Source organism: Nocardioides turkmenicus (genome assembly GCF_011045035.1).
Classification (GTDB): domain Bacteria; phylum Actinomycetota; class Actinomycetes; order Propionibacteriales; family Nocardioidaceae; genus Nocardioides; species Nocardioides turkmenicus.
Window position 1 is genome coordinate 209,408 of the sequence record NZ_JAALAA010000009.1, and the last position, 20,340, is coordinate 229,747.

The 20,340-nt window shown below is 70.3% G+C and carries 19 protein-coding genes; 8 read left to right on the forward strand and 11 right to left on the reverse strand.

Annotated elements, in window-relative coordinates; translation table 11 throughout:
- The first annotated feature begins 44 nt into the window (after positions 1–44).
- Entirely contained in the window at positions 45–1,544 is a 1,500-nt protein-coding gene (locus G5C66_RS12910) for a DHA2 family efflux MFS transporter permease subunit (RefSeq protein ID WP_165111361.1), read from the forward strand.
- 4 nt (positions 1,545–1,548) lie between these two features.
- On the opposite strand, the gene G5C66_RS12915 is transcribed toward G5C66_RS12910, so the two are convergent.
- A complete protein-coding gene (locus G5C66_RS12915) occupies positions 1,549–2,562 on the reverse strand; it encodes a CAP domain-containing protein (RefSeq protein WP_165111362.1) in 1,014 nt (337 codons plus the stop codon).
- Between the two features lie 20 nt (positions 2,563–2,582).
- Positions 2,583–3,317: a TetR/AcrR family transcriptional regulator gene (locus G5C66_RS12920; protein WP_241248461.1), complete on the reverse strand. Its 735-nt coding sequence runs from the start codon at positions 3,315–3,317 to the stop codon at positions 2,583–2,585.
- Positions 3,318–3,420: 103 nt separating this feature from the next.
- On the opposite strand from G5C66_RS12920, the gene G5C66_RS25580 reads away from it, so the two are divergent.
- Together G5C66_RS25580 and G5C66_RS12925 are read left to right on the forward strand one after the other, a co-directional pair.
- Positions 3,421–3,585 carry a hypothetical protein gene (locus tag G5C66_RS25580; protein ID WP_206444023.1) on the forward strand — a complete coding sequence of 55 codons (165 nt, stop codon included), beginning with the start codon at positions 3,421–3,423 and terminating at the stop codon, positions 3,583–3,585.
- Positions 3,582–4,220 (forward strand): DUF2306 domain-containing protein, encoded by a 639-nt coding sequence (locus tag G5C66_RS12925; RefSeq protein ID WP_206444024.1) that lies wholly within the window; start codon positions 3,582–3,584, stop codon positions 4,218–4,220. Before G5C66_RS25580 ends, G5C66_RS12925 begins: the two co-directional genes overlap by 4 nt.
- Here G5C66_RS12925 and purL read toward each other — a convergent pair.
- Positions 4,127–6,415 carry a phosphoribosylformylglycinamidine synthase subunit PurL gene (gene purL, locus G5C66_RS12930; protein ID WP_338144162.1) on the reverse strand — a complete coding sequence of 763 codons (2,289 nt, stop codon included), beginning with the start codon at positions 6,413–6,415 and terminating at the stop codon, positions 4,127–4,129. The genes G5C66_RS12925 and purL overlap by 94 nt on opposite strands.
- 61 nt (positions 6,416–6,476) lie before the next feature.
- Entirely contained in the window at positions 6,477–7,121 is a 645-nt protein-coding gene (locus G5C66_RS12935) for a hypothetical protein (RefSeq protein ID WP_165111364.1), read from the reverse strand.
- Between the two features lie 179 nt (positions 7,122–7,300).
- Between G5C66_RS12935 and G5C66_RS12940 the strand changes: the two genes are divergently transcribed.
- The gene (locus G5C66_RS12940; protein WP_338144163.1) at positions 7,301–8,692 is read left to right on the forward strand and encodes a sulfatase-like hydrolase/transferase; all 1,392 of its coding nucleotides are present in this window, start codon (positions 7,301–7,303) and stop codon (positions 8,690–8,692) included.
- 78 nt (positions 8,693–8,770) lie between these two features.
- Positions 8,771–10,123 carry a glycoside hydrolase domain-containing protein gene (locus tag G5C66_RS12945; protein WP_165111365.1) on the forward strand — a complete coding sequence of 451 codons (1,353 nt, stop codon included), beginning with the start codon at positions 8,771–8,773 and terminating at the stop codon, positions 10,121–10,123.
- 86 nt (positions 10,124–10,209) lie between these two features.
- Here G5C66_RS12945 and G5C66_RS12950 read toward each other — a convergent pair whose 3' ends face one another.
- Entirely contained in the window at positions 10,210–10,716 is a 507-nt protein-coding gene (locus G5C66_RS12950; RefSeq protein WP_165111366.1) for a YflT domain-containing protein, read from the reverse strand.
- Positions 10,717–10,740: 24 nt separating this feature from the next.
- Positions 10,741–11,292: a TetR/AcrR family transcriptional regulator gene (locus tag G5C66_RS12955; protein WP_165111367.1), complete on the reverse strand. Its 552-nt coding sequence runs from the start codon at positions 11,290–11,292 to the stop codon at positions 10,741–10,743.
- A 174-nt stretch (positions 11,293–11,466) separates the two neighbouring features.
- On the opposite strand from G5C66_RS12955, the gene G5C66_RS12960 reads away from it, so the two are divergent.
- Together G5C66_RS12960 and G5C66_RS12965 are read left to right on the forward strand one after the other, a co-directional pair.
- Positions 11,467–12,906: an MFS transporter gene (locus G5C66_RS12960; RefSeq protein ID WP_165111368.1), complete on the forward strand. Its 1,440-nt coding sequence runs from the start codon at positions 11,467–11,469 to the stop codon at positions 12,904–12,906.
- Positions 12,907–13,049: 143 nt separating this feature from the next.
- Positions 13,050–14,339, forward strand: coding sequence for a glycoside hydrolase domain-containing protein (locus G5C66_RS12965; protein WP_241248462.1), 1,290 nt, complete (start codon positions 13,050–13,052; stop codon positions 14,337–14,339).
- A 29-nt stretch (positions 14,340–14,368) separates the two neighbouring features.
- On the opposite strand, the gene purQ is transcribed toward G5C66_RS12965, so the two are convergent.
- Both purQ and purS read right to left on the reverse strand, forming a co-directional pair.
- Positions 14,369–15,037: a phosphoribosylformylglycinamidine synthase subunit PurQ gene (gene purQ, locus G5C66_RS12970; RefSeq protein ID WP_165111370.1), complete on the reverse strand. Its 669-nt coding sequence runs from the start codon at positions 15,035–15,037 to the stop codon at positions 14,369–14,371.
- Complete coding sequence (purS, locus tag G5C66_RS12975; RefSeq protein ID WP_165111371.1) at positions 15,034–15,297, reverse strand: phosphoribosylformylglycinamidine synthase subunit PurS; 264 nt, start codon at positions 15,295–15,297, stop codon at positions 15,034–15,036. Before purS ends, purQ begins: the two co-directional genes overlap by 4 nt.
- Before the next feature lie 79 nt (positions 15,298–15,376).
- Here purS and G5C66_RS12980 point away from each other — a divergent pair, with 79 nt between their 5' ends.
- Complete coding sequence (locus G5C66_RS12980; RefSeq protein ID WP_165111372.1) at positions 15,377–16,597, forward strand: MFS transporter; 1,221 nt, start codon at positions 15,377–15,379, stop codon at positions 16,595–16,597.
- A gap of 40 nt (positions 16,598–16,637) precedes the next feature.
- Here G5C66_RS12980 and G5C66_RS12985 read toward each other — a convergent pair whose 3' ends face one another.
- The 3 genes from G5C66_RS12985 to G5C66_RS12995 form a co-directional block, all read right to left on the reverse strand.
- A complete protein-coding gene (locus tag G5C66_RS12985) occupies positions 16,638–17,603 on the reverse strand; it encodes a hypothetical protein (RefSeq protein ID WP_206444025.1) in 966 nt (321 codons plus the stop codon).
- 109 nt (positions 17,604–17,712) lie between these two features.
- A complete protein-coding gene (locus G5C66_RS12990) occupies positions 17,713–19,275 on the reverse strand; it encodes an AMP-binding protein (protein ID WP_165111373.1) in 1,563 nt (520 codons plus the stop codon).
- A gap of 115 nt (positions 19,276–19,390) precedes the next feature.
- Positions 19,391–20,299, reverse strand: a complete 909-nt coding sequence (locus G5C66_RS12995) for a phosphoribosylaminoimidazolesuccinocarboxamide synthase (protein ID WP_165111374.1) — start codon at positions 20,297–20,299, stop codon at positions 19,391–19,393.
- Positions 20,300–20,340: the final 41 nt, after the last annotated feature.

Below are 20,340 nucleotides of genomic sequence, written 5' to 3' on the forward strand. Positions count from 1 at the left end.
AACCCCCTTGACCTCAAGTTCACTTTAGCTTCCAGACTGGACGCATGACACCCGGACCCCGCACCTCCCCGAGCCCGACCACGATCGTGCTCACCGTCATCGCCGGCACGGTGATGATCCCGATCGACATCACGATCGTCGCGGTGGCGATCGCCCGTCTCTCCCAGGAGACGGGCGCTTCGCTACCCGTGATCCAATGGGTCGCCACCGGCTACACGCTCGCCCTCGCGACGGTCATCCCGGCCGCGGCGTGGGCGATCAGCCGGTTCAGCGCCCGCCAGGTCTTCCTGACCGCCATCGGCGTCTTCACGATCGGCTCCGGCCTCGTCGCAGCCTCCTGGAACGTGGAGTCGCTGATCGCGTTCCGGGTGCTGCAGGGGCTCGGCGGCGGCTTCGTGATGCCGGCCGCGATGACCCTGACGCTACGCTCGGCGCCGCCCGAGCAGCGCGGCCGGCTGATGGCCCTGATGGGCCTGCCGGTGCTGGTCGGCCCGGTCTTCGGGCCGGTTCTGGGCGGCTGGCTGCTCGACACCATGTCGTGGCGGTGGATGTTCCTCATCAACCTGCCCCTCGGCGTGCTCGGCGTCGTCCTCGGGCTGCGCAACCTGCCGCGCCTGGAGGCCGGGCCGAGCGCCCGTCTGGACGTACGCGGCCTGCTCCTGCTCCCGCCCGCGATGGCGCTCCTCGTCCTCGGCACCTCGTTCGCCGAGGGCACCCTGATCGCCCCCGAGGTGCTGGTCCCGATCGGGGCCGGGGTCGTCCTGGTGGCGCTCTTCGTCCGGCACGCGCTCCGCGCCGCTGCCCCTCTCCTGGACATCCGGCTCCTCCGCCGGCGGCTGACCGGTGGCAGCGCAGCCCTGCTGGTCTGCTTCGCCGGCGGCTACTTCGGCTCGATGATCCTGGTTCCGCTCTACTGGCAGGTCGTACGCGGCGAGTCCGCGACCACCGCGGGCCTGCTGATGGCTCCGGCCGGCATCGCGGCCGGAATCATGATCCAGATCTCCGGCCGCCTCATCGACCGCTTCCCACCGCTGCCGGTGATCGGCTCCGGCATCGTGGTCGCCACCCTGGGCTTCGGCGCCCTGGCGCTCCAGCTCAGCGCCGACGCGTCCATGGCGGCGATCGTCGTGACCCAGGCGATCGCGACCGCGGGTGCCGGGTTCGTGCTGCTGCCGACGATGACCATCGCCACTCGCTACCTCGAGGACAGCGCCATCCCGGCCGGGTCGACGATGATCAACGTGATGAACCAGGTCGCCACCGCGCTGTGCACCGCCGGCGTCTCCGTGCTCCTGGCCTCCGCACTCTCCTCCCGACTTCCCGGGCTGGGCGACGACGGCGTCGGGGCGCTCAGCTCCGTCCCGCCCGCCGAGCTCGCGGCCGTCGCTCCGCTCGCCGCCGAGGCCCTGCAGGTCGCGTTCTGGCTGCCGGTCACGATGATGGCGGCGTCAGCCGTGATCGCGGTCATCGCCTTCCGGCGTACGCCGTCGGCTCGGCCGGCTCCTGCTGACAACCGTCAGCCGGTGGCCGCGATCGTCGACTAGGCGATTACCACGGGCGGCCGTCGCCGGGGAACGGGCGGGGACGGCCCGGGCCGGGGTGCGGGCCGGGGTGCGGCCGGGCGGGATGGACCTGGCCACGGTGGACCGGGCCACCGCCCGGGTAGGGCCCGGCGGGTCGGACATGCCGAGCGGGGTAGGCCTCGAGGTCGCGCCGGTGCTGCTCGCGGCGCCGGCGCCGGGCCAGCAGGAAGGCGATGAGCAGCCCGAGGCCGGACAGCGCGAGGATCGCGACGGCCATCTCGACGTACCCGATTCCGAACAGCCCGCTCGAGGCCGGGCTCGGCGAGTCCGAGGCGTCGGTGAACGTCACCGGGCCGGCCGTCTCCGAGTCGCCGGCCAAGGCCGAGGTCGACTCCGACGGGGATGCGGACGGCGGCGCCGAGGGCGCCTTCGATGGCGACGCCGAAGCAGATGGCGTACGCGACGGGGTCGGTGAGGCCGTCGCCGACTTCTCGGGCTTCGGGGTCTGCCGAGGAGTCGGCGCCCTGGTCGAGGCCGGAGCGGTCGGCGCCGGCGCCTCGGCCTTCGGCTCCGCGGTCGGCCGAACACCGGGCGGGTACTTCGCGAAGACCTGGACGCCCCAGCTCGTGCCATCGCCCACGACGAACGCGATCCCGATGTGGGTGTAGTCGCCCAGGATGTTGGCCCGGTGGCCGTCGGAGTTCATCCAGCCGCGGTGCATCTCGGCACCGGTCGGGTAGCCCATGGCGACGTTCTCCCCGACTCCCTGCCAGCCCTCCGGCACCTGCTCGGCGAGGTCGGGGTTGTGGGAGAGCTCGCCGTCGGCGGCGATCTTGTAGGCCCACGTCCGCGCCAGCTCGTCGAGGTCGGAGTCGCGGGTGAGCGGGTCCAGGCCCGCCTCGGCCCGCGCCGCGTTGGCCAGCCGCTTGATCGCGCCGCCCTCCCCCGCGGACGCGGGGGCGGCACCGACGAGCAGCGCGGCGGCCGCCAGCAACAGGGCGAGGACACAGGACGCGAGGCGATGCATGTGGGGGAACATCCCCGCCAGGGTATCGACCTTTACTCTGGGGCGCCGCGCTCGATGTGGCGCTCGATGTGCGCCTCGATCCCGGCCATCAGCAGGCTCTGCCCGAAGGCGGACGGGTCGTCCGAGTCCGACGCCGCGCCGGGGGCGGCGGGCTGCCAGGTGGCCATCGAGGCCATCAGGTTCGGGAAACGCTCCGGATCCGCGTACGTCACGAGCATCTCCTCGAACGAGGCATAGGGGTTCTCGCGGTCGGAGAGAGCCCCCTCGACCTCGATCTTCGCCTCGCCCAGGGCGTACTGCGCGATGATCCCGACGATCGCCAGCTTCTCCTCGGCGGGCAGCGCCACGTCGCGCAGGTAGTAGAAGCCCAGGTCGATCCAGGCGAGGCGGTTCGGCCCGGGAAGGGTGGAGGCGACCGGCAGGTCGAGGAACCACGGCTTGCGCACCGCGAGGTCGACCTGGGCACGCATCCAGGCCGCCAGCCCCTCGCGCCAGCCCAGGTCGCGGTCGGGCGCGGGCAGGTCGGCACAGAGCCGGTCGGCGAGCAGGATGAGCAGCTCGTCCTTGTTCTTCACGTGCCGGTAGAGCGCCATCGGCGAGCAGCCCACCGCCTCGGCGACCCGGCCCATCGAGACGGCGGCCAGGCCCTGCTCGTCGGCGATGTCGTAGGCGGCCTCGACGATCTGAGCGAGGCTCAACGCCGGCTTGGGGCCGCGCCGGCCGGCCGGAGGCTTGCCCCACAGACGCGGGATCAGGTCAGAACTCATCGCGTCCATCATGCCCTGCTCCTTCCCGAAACCGGTTGACCGCCCGGCTTATCTGCGTAATCTATAAACAGTTAACGTCATACGCTATTAGATCGGACGGCTCATGAGCACACCTCCACGACCTCTGGCGCGCCAATGGTGGGTCTTCCCGCTGGCCGCCGCGACGGTGATCTTCCTGGTGACCGCGCTGCCGCGATACGTCGGGCTGGACCCGTCGCAGTCGCTCTCCCCCGCCGACCGAGGCCGGCCTTCTACCCCGCGCTGGTGACCCACATCTTCTTCGGGTCGGTGATGCTCTGCTGCGGCGTGCTCCAGCTCTGGCCGTGGCTGCGCAACAACCATCCGCGGGTGCACCGCTGGACCGGACGCACCTACGTCGTCACCGCGATCCCGACCGGTGTGGCTGCGCTGGTGACCAGCCAGTTCCCGATGGCCGGGCCGTCCCAGCAGGTGGCGAACACCTTCCTGGCCACCCTGTTCCTGCTGTTCACCGTTCTCGGCTTCCGCGCTGCCCGGCAACGACGCTTCAAGGACCACCGCGAGTGGATGTACCGCAGCTACGCGATGGCGTTCTCGATCATCACCAACCGCTTCTGGGGCGTGGTGCTGATCATGATCTTCGTGCCGGACGTCATGACCGGCGCCGACATCGGCCCCGAGGACGCGACCTTCGCCAGCGCCGCCGCAGCCTCAGCATGGGTCAGCTGGATCGTGAACCTGCTGATCGCCGAGTGGATCATCCACCGCAGGCCGCGCCGGCGCGCGGACCGCGCCGGCGCGGCCCGCCGGCGCGCGGACCGCGCCGAGCGTCAGGCCAGCGCGTCCCGCAGCGTCGAGCGCCAGACACCGGTGAGCTCCTCGAGCGGGATCGCGACGGTGCCGCCGTCGAAGGCGACCTCGTAGGTCGACCCGCCGGTCACACCGAGCTTCGTCGCCGCGACGCCGTGGCGCTCGGCCAGCGAGGTGAGCCGCTCGAGGTCGTCGGCCCTCACGGTGACGACCGCGCGGGCGACCGACTCCGAGAAGAGCGCCACGAAGGGGTCGCCGGCGAGCGTCACCGAGACGCCGATGCCCGACGACATCGCGGGCTCGGCCAGCGCCTGCATCAGGCCGCCGTCGGAGAGGTCGTGGGCGGAGGTCACGAAGCGGGCCTCGAGCAGCAGCTCGGCCAAGGCCTTCTCGGCCGCCAGGTTCACCTTCGGCGGCAGACCACCGAGGTGACCGTGCACGACGTGGGCCCACTCCGAGCCGGAGAGCTCCTCGTGGGTCTCGCCGAGCAGCACGACGACCTCGTCGGCGGCCTGGAACTGCGACGGCGTACGCGTGGTGACGTCCTCGATCACACCGAGCGTCGCGACCACCGGCGTGGGGTGGATGGCGACGTCGCCGGTCTGGTTGTAGAGGGAGACGTTGCCGCCGGTGACCGGGATGCCCAGCTCGAGGCAGGCGTCCTTCAGGCCGCGGGTGGCCTCGGCGAACTGCCACATCACGTCGGGGTCCTCGGGGGAGCCGAAGTTGAGGCAGTCGGAGATCGCCAGCGGCTTGGCACCAACCGAGGCGACGTTGCGGTAGGACTCCGACAGCGCCAGCTGGGCACCGGCGTAGGGGTCCAGCTTGGCGAAGCGACCGTTGGCGTCGGTGGCGAGCGCGACACCGAGGTTGGTCGACTCGTCGACGCGGATCATGCCGCCGTCGGAGGGCTGGGAGAGGACGGTGTTGCCGCGTACGTAGCGGTCGTACTGCTCGGTGATCCAGGACTTGTCGCAGAGGTTCTCCGAGGCGACCAGCTTCAGGATGGTCTCGCGGAGCTCGTCGGCGGAGGCCGCGCGCGGGAGCTTCTCGGCCACGTCGGCCTGCAGCGCGTCCTGCCACGACGGGCGGGCGTAGGGGCGCTCGTAGACCGGACCGTCGTGGGCCACGGTGGTCGGGTCGACGTCGACGATGGTCTCGCCGTGCCAGTCCACGCGCAGCCGGCCCTCGCCGGTCACGGTGCCGATGACGGCCGCCTCGACGTCCCACTTGGCGCAGATGTCCATGAAGGTCGCCTCGTCCTCGGGCGCGATGACCGCCATCATCCGCTCCTGCGACTCGCTCATCAAGATCTCTTCCGGAGCGAGCGTGGAGTCGCGCAGCGGCACCCGCTCGAGGTGTACGTGCATGCCACCGTCACCGGCGGCGGCAAGCTCGGAGGTGGCGCAGGAGATGCCGGCCGCACCGAAGTCCTGGATGCCGCGGACGATGCCGGCGGCGAAGAGCTCGAGGGTGCACTCGATCAGCAGCTTCTCCATGAACGGGTCGCCGACCTGGACGCTGGGCCGCTTCGCCGGACCGTCCTCGTCGAACTCCACCGAGGCCAGGATGGAGGCGCCGCCGATGCCGTCGCCGCCGGTGCGCGCGCCGTACATGATCACCAGGTTGCCGGCGCCGGACGCCTTGGCGAGGTGGAGATCCTCGTGGCGGAGCACGCCGACGCAGAGCGCGTTGACCAGCGGGTTGCCGAGGTAGGAGGCGTCGAAGACGGCCTCACCGCCGATGTTGGGCAGGCCCAGGCAGTTGCCGTAGTGGCCGATGCCGGACACGATCCCGGGCAGGACCCGGTGGGTGTCCTCCTCGGCCAGCGGCCCGAACCGGAGCGGGTCCATGACGGCGACCGGCCGAGCGCCCATCGCGAGGATGTCGCGGACGATGCCGCCGACTCCGGTCGCGGCGCCCTGGTGGGGCTCCACGTAGGAGGGGTGGTTGTGGGACTCGACCTTGAAGGTCACCGCGTAGCCCTGACCGACGTCGAGCACGCCGGCGTTCTCGCCGATGCCCGCGAGCATCTTGCCGGCGGGGGTCTCCTGCGGGATCTCGCCGAACTGCTTCAGGTGGACCTTGGAGGACTTGTAGGAGCAGTGCTCCGACCACATCACCGAGTACATCGCCAGCTCCGCGCCGGTCGGCCGGCGGCCGAGGATGCGCTTGATCTCGGCGTACTCGTCCTCCTTGAGGCCGAGCTCGGCCCAAGGCTGCTCACGGTCGGGGTCACCGGCAGCGTGGTGCACGGTGTCCAGGAGCGGAAGATCGGACGCAACGGCAGCGGACGAAGTCTCGGTCACGGGCAGAAATCTACGTCAGAAGTGCCCGAACCCCCGAGTCGTCAGCGGTCGCCAGCGGTCGTCAGCGGGGTAGGCCGCGCCACTCCCGCAGGTCGCGGATCTCACCGAACTCCTCGAGCACCTGCCGGGCGGCCTCGCCGTCGCCGGCGTACGCGGCGACACTCCAGCCGTGGCCCTCGACCATCTCGGCGGTGATCCAGGAGGCCTCGCCGTGCGGGGTGGGCAGCCGGCGCGGGCGCCAGGAGAGCGACATGGCTCCGTCGGGGCGCTGCTCGATCCTCGGGGTCGACCCGGTGGCGGCGTACTTCCGCTCGCCGGTCCGCCACTCGCTCCAGTAGGCGTAGTGGAGGTGGACCTGACCGCCTCGCCACGACATCGAGCACTCCACGAACAGGTCGCGCGGGCCGGCGTCGGCGTGGGCGCAGTCGCCGGCCCGGGCGGCGTCGGCGTAGCCGGGGAAGACCCACTTCATGCCGTCCTCGCCGCGCGGGTCCGGGCACCGGGTCAGCGATCCGGAGCCGTTGCCGTCCCAGCAGACGTAGGGCGTGTTGACCCGCTTCGTGGTGGAGCTGACCGGGCCGGCGGCCGCGAACGGCGCGACGACCTCGCCGCCGTGGGCGACATGGATGATCCCGGCGACCGTAAGCGCGAGCAGAACGGTGATCGCGAAGAGGACCGGCGTCACCCGGTCACGTCGCTTCTGCACAGGCCCCCACCCCCTTGCATCCGTTCCTTTACCAAGTTAACGCCACTCTGTGGCTTTGGTTAGGGCAAATCGACCAGGACCAATGTCCTGGAAACGTCCGCCGGCCGAGACCTTCGCCCGCCGGGCAGGCCACCCCTTAGTCTTCTATTTGCAGTTATTCACTAAAGAAAGGCCATACGGTGCCCTCCCCCAGCACGCTCAGCCGACGCAGCCTCCTGGCCACCGGGGCCGGTGCGATCGCCGCCACCGGCCTCGCCACCCCCGCCAACGCCGCCACCGAAGTGCCGTTCAAGGCCCGCAAGGTGAGCCGTCCCCAGCGAAAGCCCAACCTGCTGGTCATCCTGGGCGACGACCTCGGCTGGGCCGACCTGTCCGCCTACGGCTCCCCGGACATCCACACGCCCCACCTGGACCGGCTCGCCGCCTCGGGCGTGCGGTTCACCGACGCGTACTCGGCCTCCTCGGTCTGCTCCCCCACCCGCTTCGGCCTCTACACCGGGCGCTACCCGGGTCGGCTCGCGGGAGGGCTGCCCGAGCCCATCTCGTCGCCGAACGAGCTGCACGGCATCCCGCTCGACCACCCGACGCTGGCCTCGCTGCTCAAGGAGCAGGGCTACCGGACGGCGCTGTTCGGCAAGTGGCACTGCGGCTATCTGCCCTGGTACAGCCCGACGCGGGTCGGCTGGGACGAGTTCTTCGGCAACTTCTCCGGGGGCCTCGACTACTTCTCGAAGGTCAACCACAACGGCGACCACGACCTCTACGAGGACGAGGTGGAGGTCGAGGACCTGCGCTACTACACCGAGATCGTGACCGAGAAGGCGGCCGGCTTCATCGAGCGCGACCACGACACCCCGTGGCTCCTGAACCTCAACTTCACCACGCCGCACTGGCCCTGGGAGGGCCCGGACGACAAGGCGGTGAGCGACGAGCTGACCGCCCGGATCGAGGGCGGCGAGAAGGGTGTCCTCTTCCACAACGACGGCGGCTCGCTGGCGACGTACAAGACGATGGTCGAGGACCTGGACCAGTCGATCGGCCAGGTCGTCCGGGCCCTCGAGCGCACCGGACAGCTCCGCGACACCGTCGTCTTCTTCGCCAGCGACAACGGCGGCGAGCGGTTCTCCAACGTATGGCCGTTCACCGGCGCCAAGTCGGGGCTCAACGAGGGCGGCATCCGGGTGCCAACGATCCTGAGCTGGCCCGGCACCCTGCCCGGCCGCCAGGTCAGCGACGAGCCCGTGGCCACGACCGACTGGACCGCGACGTTCCTGGAGCTCGCCGGCGCCACCCCGGCGGACGACTACCCGTTGGACGGCACCAGCCTGGTCCCGTTCCTCCTCGGCGGCCGGCCGCGCGAGACCCAGGACCTCTTCTGGCGCATGCGCGGACAGCGGGCGCTGCGCCGCGGCCCGCTCAAGTACCTGCGGCTCGACGGTGTGGACCATCTCTACGACCTGAGCGAGGACGTACGCGAGCAGGCCGACCTGGCTCGGAAGCGACCTGAGGACCTGGCAGAGCTCCGGGCGGCCTGGGAGAAGATCGACGAGACGCTGCTGCCGTACTCCTAGTGTCACGTCAACCAAACGGCGTCGCCTGCGCGAGTCCACTGGTAACTGAGTGACGGTTGTGACTACCGTGACGAAATTATGGGGGACTTCACCAGGTTCAAGTACGTCAGACGGGCTCTCGGCGCCGGCTTGATCTCCGGCGTCGTCGGCGTCGCGGGGCTGGCCATTCCCAGCCCCGCGGCCGCCGCGAACCCGGTCACACCGGGCAACTTCACCGGCTTCGGCTTCGACCAGTGCCAGGCACCGTCGCAGACCGCGATGGACCGCTGGTGGAAGCACTCCAACTTCGGCGCCGTCGGCATCTACATCGCCGGCAACTCGCGCGGCTGCCGCAACCAGACCAACCTCAGCGCGACCTGGGTGCGCAACCAGCAGGCCCGGGGCTGGCGGCTGCTGCCGATCACACTCGGTCCGCAGGCGTCGTGCAACCCGCACTTCCCGCGCTACCGCGACGACCCGCGGATCAGCGCGAACCCGACGAACCAGTACGCGACGGCCAAGCGCCAGGGCATCAACCAGGCCAACGCCACCGTCGAGGCCGCCAAGCGCTACGGCATCGCCGCCGGCAGCACGATGTTCTACGACCTCGAGGGCTTCGACATCGGCAACAAGCGCTGCCGCGAGTCGGCGATGTGGTTCGTCTCCGCCTGGAGCCACCGGATCAAGGTGCTCGGCTACCGCCCGGGCATGTACTCGAGCGCAGCGTCCGGGATCAAGGCGATGTACGCCGTCTGGCACGCCCAGCCGCGCGGGTTCGTCTACCCCGCGGACCTGTGGATCGCCGACTGGGACGGCCGCGCCGGCACCTCGACCCGCTACATCCCCGACACCCCCTGGAACCCGCACCGCCGCGTCAAGCAGTACCGCGGGCCCCACAAGGAGACCCACGGCGGCACCACCATCGAGATCGACTCCAACTACGTCGACCTCGGCCGCGGCTCCTACGCCCGGCCGGTCACCCACTGCGGCGGCGTGCCGGTCAGCTTCACCTACTACCCCGACCTGAAGCCGCGCAGCGGCTCCTACACCCCCTCGCCGATCTACACGAAGGCGCTCGAGTGCATGCTCCGCGAGCGCGGGAACTTCGGCGGTCCCATCGACGGGACGTACGACGCGGGGCTGGTGCGGTCGATCAACGCCTGGCAGCGCGCGCACGGGCTGGCCGTGCGGGCCACCTGGACCAAGGGCGCCTGGAAGACGCTGTGGGCGGCCAACAGCCGTCCGCTCCTGAAGCGTGGCTCCGCCGGCGAGAGCGTCCGCGACCTCCAGCGTGCGCTCAGCGCCACCTCCGCGCCCCAGCGCCCGAAGATCACCGGCGTCCTCGACTGGAACACCCACGTCGCCCTCGTCGCCTACCAGAAGCGCCTCGGCCGCACCGCGACCGGCATGGCCACCGAGGTGACCTGGTACGACCTGGCCCACGGCCGCTGAGTCGCGCGACCCGAGGCCGAGTCGGCCCGTCTTGACGGGCCGACTCGGCCTCGATCGACGTCAGAACGAGCCGACTCGGCGCGGCGTCAGGAGAACGGGTTGGGGAGGGCACCCGGAAGGTCGGCGAGGAGCTCGCGGGCGCGGGCGGCGACCTTGTGCTCGACCAGGACCTCGTACTTGGTCGGGACGATCATCTTGACGCTCGAGAAGTCGCGGGTGCCGCGGGTGGCGGCGTAGCCGATCAGCGACCAGACGAGGCCAAAGACGACACCGAGGAGCACCGTCGAGAGCAGGATGAAGAGGAAGTTCTCGCCGCCGAAGAGCGACATGATCAGACCGACGAAGACACCGAGCCAGGCGCCGGAGAGGACGCCCGCCAGCGCGACCTTGCTCCAGGTCAGGCGGCCGGTGATCCGCTCGATCTGCTTCAGCTCGGTGCCGACGATCATGCAGTTCTCGACCGGGAACTCCTTGTCGGAGAGGAAGTCGACCGACTTCTGCGCTGCCGCGTAGTCGTCATAGGTCGCGAGCGACTGGGGGAACTCCAGCTTCAGCGGGCTCTGCGGGCCGCCGACCGGCGAGGTGAAGGACATACCTCCAGTCTGCCTCAGCCCAGGTCAGTTCTTGAGGATGCCGTTCGCGATGACGTCGAGCATGGGACGTACGTCCTTGGGGTCGAGCGAGGACTGGTCGGCCATGGTCGCGACGCCGCCGAGGAGACGGCAGACGTCGAGGTTGTCGACGCCCTCGCGCAGCACTCCGTGGTCGGCCATCGCCGTCAGGACGCTCTCGTTGGCGTCGGCGTAGGTCTGGCACTTGGTGCGCAGCGGGGAGTCCTGACACCCCAGTGAGGCCGTGATCTTGGCGGCGGCGCCCTGGTGGCGGGTCAGCAGGGCGACGTACTCCTCGAACCAGGCGAGCAGCTTCTCGCGACACCCGCCCTCGGTGGCCATCGCCTTCTCGACGTGGGCGGAGACCTCCTCGATCCAGGTCGCCATGATCGCCTCGTGGAGCGCCTCGCGCGTGGGGAAGTGGCGGTAGAGGGTGCCGGGACCGACGCCCGCCCGCCGGGCGACCTCGTCCAGGGGCGCGTCGAGACCACGCTCCTTGAAGACCGCATGGGCGACCTCGATCAGCCGCTCGCGATTGCGCTGCGCGTCGGCTCTCATCAGGACCTCCTCAGTGGCTCCCGCGGCACTGCGGGGGCCTCACGTTAACAGCAGCCACCGCCCGGCCAGCTAAATACGTTGCTAACCGGAGACACTCTCCGGTAGTGTCTAGACCAAGCGGAGACTTCCTCCGCTTCACTGTACTCCTCTTCCGACTCCAACAGGAGCTCTCGAATGACATCCACCGTGGCACCACCCACGCCACCCGCGGCCACCAAGGCCGCCGGCGCCGGGATCGCCCTGGTCCTGGTCGCCCAGCTGATGATCGTGCTCGACTCGGCGGTCGTGAACGTCGCGCTCCCCCGGATCGCCGACGACCTCGAGTTCACCCCGGCGGCGCTCACCTGGGTGCTCAACGGCTACACCCTCGCCTTCGGCGGCCTGCTGCTGCTCGGCGGCCGCCTCGGCGACGTCTTCGGCAGGCGGCGTACGTTCGTCGCCGGCCTGTCCGTCTTCACCCTCTTCTCCCTGGCCGGCGGGCTCGCACCGACCGACGACCTGCTGGTCATCGCCCGCGCCCTGCAGGGCTTCGGTGCCGCGATCGCCGCACCTCAGGTGCTCGCGCTGCTGACCACGTCCGCGAAGGACGAGGCCGGCCGGGCCCGGGCGATCGCGCTCTTCGCCGCGGTCTCCTCCAGCGGCGCCTCGATCGGGCTGATCCTCGGCGGCATCCTGACCGACATCGCGTCCTGGCGCTGGACGCTGTTCATCAACGTACCCATCGGGCTCGTCGTGCTCGCCCTCGTCGGCCGTCTCGTCTCCGAGACCGCCCGGCGGCCGGGACGCTTCGACATCGTCGGCGCGGTGACCGCCACCGGTGGTGCGGCCGCGATCGTGTGGTCGCTGATCGGCGCCCCGGAGCACGGCTGGACCTCGGCGCGCACCATCGGCGGCATCGCCGTCGGCCTGCTCCTGCTGGTCGCCCTCGTGCTCACCGAGCGCCGGGTCGCCCACCCGCTGCTGCAGCTCCACCTCTTCAACAGCCACCGCCGCGTCGCCGCGTTCATCGCCGCGGTGGGGCTGGTCGGAGCGCAGTTCGCGACGTTCTACCTGACCGTGATCTACCTGCAGGGCGTGCTCGGCATGGGTCCGTTCGCCTCCGGGCTGGCGTTCCTGCCGCTCACCCTGATGATCTTCGCGATGTCCCGGGTCGCGCCTCGCATCGCAGCCCGGATCGGGATGTCGCGGGTGCTCGTCTTGGGCGCCACCGGTCTGACGGTGTCGTTCCTGTGGCTGAGCACGCTGTCGGAGACGAGCACGTACGCCGGCGCCGTCCTGGCTCCGTTCCTCCTCAACGGCGCCTTCGCCTCGCTGGTCTTCACCTCCACCACGGCCCTCGGCCTGGAGGGCGTCGACGCCGCCCACGCCGGGTCCGCGTCGGGTCTGGTGCAGACGATGCAGCAGCTCGGCGGCTCGATCGGCCTGGCCGTGATCGCCTCGGTCTACGTCGCCAACGGCACCCCCGGCGAGGTCGTACCGGGCATGCGCGAGGCCTTCTACGCCGCGGCCGCGCTCGGTGCGCTCGGCATCATCGCCTCGCTGAGCGTCGTGCTCCGGCGCCCGTCGGGAGCGCCCTCGTACGTCGCCGGGCGAGCCGCGGTCGAGGTCGACTGAGGCGTCGCCGACCGGGTGGCCCACGGGATGAGCCGCTCGGGCTATGGCGCGTGGCGAGTCCTGGTGCTATGCCGTGAACCATGGGGGGTATCAGTTCCAGGCATGCCCGGCGCGCACTCTGCGCCGGCGTCCTCGCAGGCGTCATGACCGTCGCGGGGCTGGCTTCGGCCGGCCCCGCGACGGCTGCCAACCCGGTCACTCCGGGCAACTTCACCGGCTTCGGCTTCGACCAGTGCCAGGCGCCGTCGCAGACCGCGATGGACCGCTGGTGGGCGGACTCGAACTTCACCGGCGTTGGCATCTACATCGCGGGCAGGTCGCGCGCCTGCCGCACCCAGACGTACCTCTCGGCGACCTGGGTACGCAACCAGCTCGCGCGCGGCTGGCGGCTGCTGCCGATCACGCTCGGCCCGCAGGCTTCGTGCAACCCCCGCTATCCGCGCTACGGCGACGACCCGAAGATCGACCCGGACCCGGCCGACGGCTATGCGGCCGCGAGGCGCCAGGCGATCAACGAGGCCAACACGGCGGTCACCGCCGCCAAGGGCTACGGGATCGCCGCGGGCAGCACGATGTTCTACGACCTGGAGGCCTTCGACATCGCCAACCGGACCTGCCGGGAGTCGGCGATGTGGTTCATCTCCGCCTGGAGCCACCGGATCAAGGTGCTCGGCTACCGCCCGGCGATGTACTCCAGCGCAGCGTCAGGGATCAAGGCGATCTACGACGTCCGGCGCGCCCAGCCGAGCGGCTTCACCTACCCCGCCGACCTGTGGATCGCCGACTGGGACGGCAAGGCGAACACCTCGACGACCTACATCCCGGACTCGGTCTGGAGCGACCACGACCGGGTCAAGCAGTATCGCGGCGGCCACGACGAGACCCACGGCGGCGTCACGATCAACATCGACTCCGACTATCTCGACGTCGGCCGCGGGTCCTACGCCCCGCCGGTGGTCAGGTGCGGTGGCGTACGCGTCGACTTCGACTACTACCCCGATCTGCGCCCGGCCACGTCGACCTACACCCCGCCGGCCGCGTACGTGAAGGCGCTCAAGTGCATGCTCAGCACCCGCGGGACCTTCGACGGCGTGATGAGCGGCTACTACGGCTCGGCGCTCCGCGCCGCCGTCCACAGCTGGCAGCGTACGCACGGCCTGGCCGTCCGCGACCTGTGGACCCGGGGCGCCTGGAAGACGCTCTGGGCCGCCAACCGGCACCCGATCCTGAAGCGCGGCTCCGCCGGCGACCAGGTGCGTGACCTCCAGCGAGCCCTCAACTCCACCACCCGCACCGAGGAGCGGGTCAAGGTCACCGGGGTCCTCGACTGGACCACCCACGTCGGCCTGGTCGCCTACCAGCGCCGCCTCGGGCGCTCCGTCAACGGCTTCGCGACGGCGGTCACCTGGTACGACCTGTCGCGGGCGCGCTGAGGCGGCTCCTCCAGCGAGGAGGAACAGCCTCAGGCGAAGGCCTTCTCGGCCAGCGAGGTGAAGAAGCCCAGCCCGTCAAGACCCGAGCCGGTGAGGGTTTCCACGGCGTGCTCGGGGTGGGGCATCAGACCGACGACGTTGCCGGCCTCGTTGGTGATGCCGGCGATGTCGTTGACCGAGCCGTTGGGGTTGACGTCGAGGTAGCGCGCGACGACGCGGCCCTCGTCCTCGAGCCGCTTGATGGTGTCGGCGTCGGCGACGTACTGCCCCTCGCCGTTCTTCAGCGGCACGACGATCTCCTGGTTCTGGGTGAACGCGGAGGTCCAGGCGGTCGAGTTGTTCTCGATGCGCAGCTTCTGGTCGCGGCAGATGAACTTGAGGTGGTCGTTGCGCAGCAGGCCGCCGGGGAGCAGGTGGGACTCCACCAGCATCTGGAAGCCGTTGCAGATGCCGAGGACCGGGAGGCCCTTCTGGGCACCCTCGATGACCTCGGTCATGATCGGGGCGAAGCGCGAGATGGCGCCGCAGCGCAGGTAGTCGCCGTAGGAGAAGCCGCCCGGCAGGATCACCGCGTCGACGCCCTGGAGGTCGTGGTCGCCGTGCCAGAGCGCGACGGCCTCGTTGCCACCGACGCGTACGGCGCGCTGCGCGTCGACGTCGTCGAGGGTGCCCGGGAAGGTGATGACGCCGATCTTCACTTGGCCTTCTCCTGGGCCGGCTCTTCCACGCGGACGACGTAGTTCTCGATCACCGTGTTGGCCAGGAAGGTCTCGGCCAGCTTCTCGATCTGGGCGAGCGCGTCGTCGGTGATCTCGGGGATCTCCAGCTCGAACCGCTTGCCCTGACGGACCTCGGTGACCCCGGTGAACCCGAGCCGCGGCAGGGCGCCGAGCACGGCCTTCCCCTGCGGGTCGAGAATCTCGGGCTTGGGCATGACGTCGACGACAACGCGAGGCATGGCTGCAGTCTAGGTGGGCCATACGCCGCTCACCTAAACCGTTCGCGACCGCCACGTCCGGTCTTTACGATCGCTCCTCGTGCGCCACCTGCTGATCGACATCACGCCGTTGCGTACATCACCCGCCTTCCGACGCTTCTTCCTCGGTCGGGCGGTCTCTGGGCTCGGTGGGCAGATCACCGGCGTCGCGGTGATGTACCAGGTCTGGGAGGCGACTCACAGCCCGTTCTGGTCCGGCAGCGTGGCTCTCGCCCAGCTGGTCCCGTTGCTCACCATCGGACTCTGGGGCGGCTCCGTGGCGGACCGGGCCGACCGCCGCTCGATCCTGATGGCCACGACCGTCGTCCAGCTCGTGCTGGCGCTGCTGCTGGTCGCCCAGTCCGCCTGGCTCGGCACCTCACCCGCATCGGTCGGGTTCGTCCTGGCGCTGGTCGCGCTCCTCGCCGCGGTCGCCTCCATCGCCGCGCCCGCGAGCATGGGCGTGATCCCGCGCCTGCTCCCCACAGACCAGGTCGCCGCCGGCCTCGCCCTCAACCGGCTGAGCTTCCAGGGCTCGATGCTGCTGGGTCCGGCGCTGGGCGGCCTGATCATCGGCTACGCCGGCCTCGAGATCGCGTACGCCGTCGATGCCGCCTCCTTCGCCGCCGGCTTCCTCGGGGTCGTTGGTCTCCCGGCCCTGGCTCCCGCTACCAGGACGAGCGGCGGCGGGGCCCTCGAAGGCCTGCGCTTCGCCGTCACCCAACCGGTCGTACGCGGCGTGCTCCTCGTCGACCTGGCGGCGACCCTCCTGGCCATGCCGGTGAGCCTGTTCCCGCTGGTCAACGAGGAGAGGTTCGGCGGCGATCCGCGTACGCTCGGGCTGTTCCTCACCGCGATCGCGGTCGGCGGTGTCGCGGCGTCTCTCGTCTCGGGCTCGTTCACCCGCCGCAGCCGGCCGGGCGTGATCACGATCGCCGCCGCCGCGGTGTGGGGCGTCAGCATCGGTGCCGTCGGGCTGGTCACCTCGCCGTGGCTCTGTCTCGCCCTCCTCGCCGTCGCTGGCGCGGCCGACTCGGTCAGCGTCGTCACCCGCGGCACGCTCATCCAGCTGGCGGTGCCCGACGACCTACGCGGCCGCACCGCCGCGATCGAGATGATCGTCGGCACCGGCGGACCCGAGCTCGGCAACCTCCGCGGCGGCGCCGTCGCCCAGCTCACCTCGGGCTCGTTCGCCCTGGTCAGCGGCGGCATCACCTGCCTGCTCGCACTCGCGGCCGTCGGCGCCACCTCCCGCCCGATGCTCACCTTCCGGACGAGCTAGGTCGAAGTTCGCAGCCACCAGGGGACTGCGATCTTCGACCTCATGCATCCGCACACGCCGCGCACGAGCGAATCCGGCCCTCCCAACCGCCGAGCCTCAGCAGGTCGCCGATACGGGCGGCAGTCCGACACGGATCAGCGAGCACCTGCCCGTAGGTGATCCGGACGGTCCGCAGACGCCGCACAGCCGCCGCGTCCAGGTCGCGAGCGTGATCGGCGTCGCGCGACGCAGCATTGCCATGGAAGGCGCGACCGTCGAGCTCGACGACCAGACCGTACGCGGCATAGGTGACGTCGCGCTCGACAGCGGATCCCGCGACCGAGTCGGCGACCTGGCGCTCGCCCGCCGGCAACCCATGGGCACGCTCGACGCGCCTGAGGTACTCGCGCTCGAGCACCGAGCACGCGCCGGCCTTGAGATCCTCGAGCAGCTCGCCGAGGAGACGCCGATCGCGCAACCGTCGGCGATGCCCGAGAGCCTCGACCAACGCCGCCGCCCGCAGCGCGTTGGTCTGCACCAGGTCGGCGAGCATCGCAAATGCCTCGTTGACGTCGGCCGCCTCCGCGGCCGCATCGATCGCCGCTTCCGCGATCTCCTGTCGCGGCGGGTAGGCCGCCCAGTCGATGTATCCGTCGAAACGAGCACGACGCCGGACGATCACCCCCTCAGGTGCACGTACGGTGCGACTCGTCGGGACCATCACCTCGATCGGGCCTCGCTCCGGAGGCTTCGGCAGCGCCGACCGCCCCGTCAGAGCCGCCGGCCAGCAGGCCAGCACCGCCGCCCAGGCACGCTGGCCCCACGTCGGGTTGCCGGTGTGACTGACGAAGACGCCAGGGTGGATAGCGGTGAGCTCACGGTTGCGTACGAGGCGACGGATGTCGTGGTCCTGGGCGTGCAGCTCGCGCAGCTGTCTCCTCGAGATGACCCCGCCCTGGACGTCATCGCGCAGCCGCACCATCCCTTCGTGATCGAACAGCTGCTTCGCGTCCCCCGAGTCGGCCATAGGACAGTCCTATCCCGAGAACGACCGGCCAACCCCACAAACTCGAAGATCGCAGCCACCACGTGACTGCGATCTTCGAGCTACAGCGCCTGCCGGCGTACGGGATGTCCTACTTGAGCTCGCGCTTGAGGATCTTGCCGGTGGCGGTCATGGGGAGGGCGTCGACGATCTCGACGATGCGCGGATACTTGTAGGCCGCCATCTGGTTCTTGCTCCACTCGACGATCTCCTCGGGCGTGGCGGAGGCGCCGGGCTTGAGCACGAGGACGGCCTTGATCTCCTCGCCGTGGGAGTCGTGCGGGACGCCGATGACGGCGGCCAGCGAGACCGCCGGGTGGGTGAGCAGGACCTCTTCGATCTCGCGCGGGTAGACGTTGAAGCCGCCGCGGATGATGAGCTCCTTGGCGCGGTCGACGATGTAGTACCAGCCGTCCTCGTCGCGCTTGGCGAGGTCGCCGGAGCGGAACCAGCCGTCCTCGGTGAGCACCTCGGCGGTCGCCTCGGGGCGGTTGTAGTAGCCCTTGAAGATGTTGTGGCCCTTGATCGCGATCTCGCCGATCGCGTCGGGGGTCCACTCGATCTCGTCCCAGGAGGCGGGCTCGATGAGCTTCATCTCGACACCGGGGATCGGGATGCCGATCGAGCCGGGGCGTACGGGCTGGCCGTACTCCGAGAAGGAGGCGACCGGGGAGGTCTCGGAGAGGCCGTAGCCCTCCAGGATGGTCACGCCGAAACGCTTCTCGAACTCCTTGTGGATCTCGACCGGGAGGGCCGAGCCACCGGCGGCGGCGACGCGCAGGTTCTTGGCGAGGGTGGCGACGTCGGTGTCCTCGGAGAGGGCGCCGAGGAGGCCCCAGTACATCGTCGGCACGCCGGCGAAGAATGTCACGCTCTCCTTGAGCATCGTCGCCAGCGCGGCCGCCGCGTCGAAGCGGGGCAGCAGCACGACGGTGCCGCCGAAGGCGATCGCGCCGTTCTGCACGACGGTCTGACCGAAGGCATGGAAGAGCGGCAGCACGGCCAGGTAGGTGTCGGGCCGGTCGGCGGAGGCACCGAAGAGGTCGGCACCGGCCAGCGCGTTGTCGCGCATGTTGCGGTGACGCAGCTCGGCGCCCTTGGGCTGCCCGGTGGTGCCGGAGGTGTAGAGGATGACCGCGGTGTCGTCCTCGTCGGTGGCCACGGTGTCGAAGGTCGGCGGCTGGGTGCCGATCCCCTGGCCCAGCGTGGTGACACCCTCGATCGGCGAGGCCGCGGTCGGGTCGGCGGTGATCAGGAAGAAGTGCTCGATCCCGGCCTCCTGCGCACCCGCGTGCGCCTCGGCGCCGATGGCGAGCTCCGGCGTGCCCTCGAAGGCGAAGAGGGCCTTCGCGTCGGAGTCCTGGAGGTGGTAGGCCACCTCGCGGCCCTTGAGCAGCACGTTGAGCGGCACCACGGTGGCCCCGGCCTTGAGGATGCCGAAGTAGACCATCGTGAAGTAGGGCAGGTTCGGGCTCATCAGGGCGACCCGGTCGCCCGCGCCGATGCCCTTGCTCGCCAGCAGGTTCGCGACCTGGTTGGCGGCTCCGTTGACTTGGGCGTAGTTCAGACGGATGTCCCCCAGCACGATCGCGGTGCGCTCGGGATAGTTCGCCGCGGAGTCTTCGAGCAGCGAAGCGAGGTTGTACGTGGACACTTGGCCTCCAGTGGTGTGCGTGTTACGCGTCACAACCTACCCGCAAGTAGGACCCCAGGAAACAGAGTCTCGACTTTAGTGCGACACGCGTCCCTGAAACTTTGCCTGCGGTTCGTCAGAAGCGGTGGCCGGTGAGCTTCTCGTACGCCTCGACGTACTTCGCCCGCGTGCGCGCGACGATCTCCTCGGGCAGCTCCGGCGGCGGACCACCGGCGGCCCGGTCCCAGCCGGACTCGGGCGAGAGCAGCCAGCGGCGGATCACGTCCTTGTCGAAGCTGGGGATCGCGGAACCCGGGTGCCACTGCGCCGCGTCCCAGTAGCGGGAGGAGTCCGGAGTGAGGACCTCGTCGGCGAGCACGATCGTGCGGATGCCGAGATCGTCCTGGCGTACGCCGAACTCGAACTTCGTGTCGGCCAGGATCAGGCCGCTGCCGCGGGCGATCTCGTCGGCGCGCTGGTAGACGGCAAGGGTCAGCCGGCGCACCGCGGCGGCGTCGTCCTCGCCGATCAGCCGGGAGATGTATTCGTAGGTGACGTTCTCGTCGTGGTCGCCGAGCTCGGCCTTGGTGGCCGGGGTGAAGATCGGCGGGGTGAGCCGGGAACCGTCGACCAGGCCCGCGGGCAGGCGGATGCCGCAGACCTCACCGGTGGCCTCGTACTCACGCAGGCCGGAGCCGGTCAGGTAGCCGCGGGCGACGCACTCGACGGGCAGCATGTGGAGCTTCTGGGCGATCACCGCACGCCCTTCGACGGACGCCGGGACGTCGGTCGAGATGACGTGGGTCGGCACCAGGTCCTCGAACTGCTCGAACCACCACAGCGACAGCTTCGTGAGGATCTCGCCCTTGTCCGGGATGACCGTGTCGAAGACGTGGTCGAAGGCCGAGATGCGGTCGCTGGCGACCATCAGGAGCTGGCCGGCGTACGGACCCTCCTCCAGCTCGTAGAGGTCGCGCACCTTGCCGGAGTGGAGGTGCTTCGCGCCCGGGATCGCCGGCGCCGGAGGGATGTTGAGTTCAGCCACGGGATCAGCCTAAGAGATTCTTCTCCCGAACCGTTTCTCGC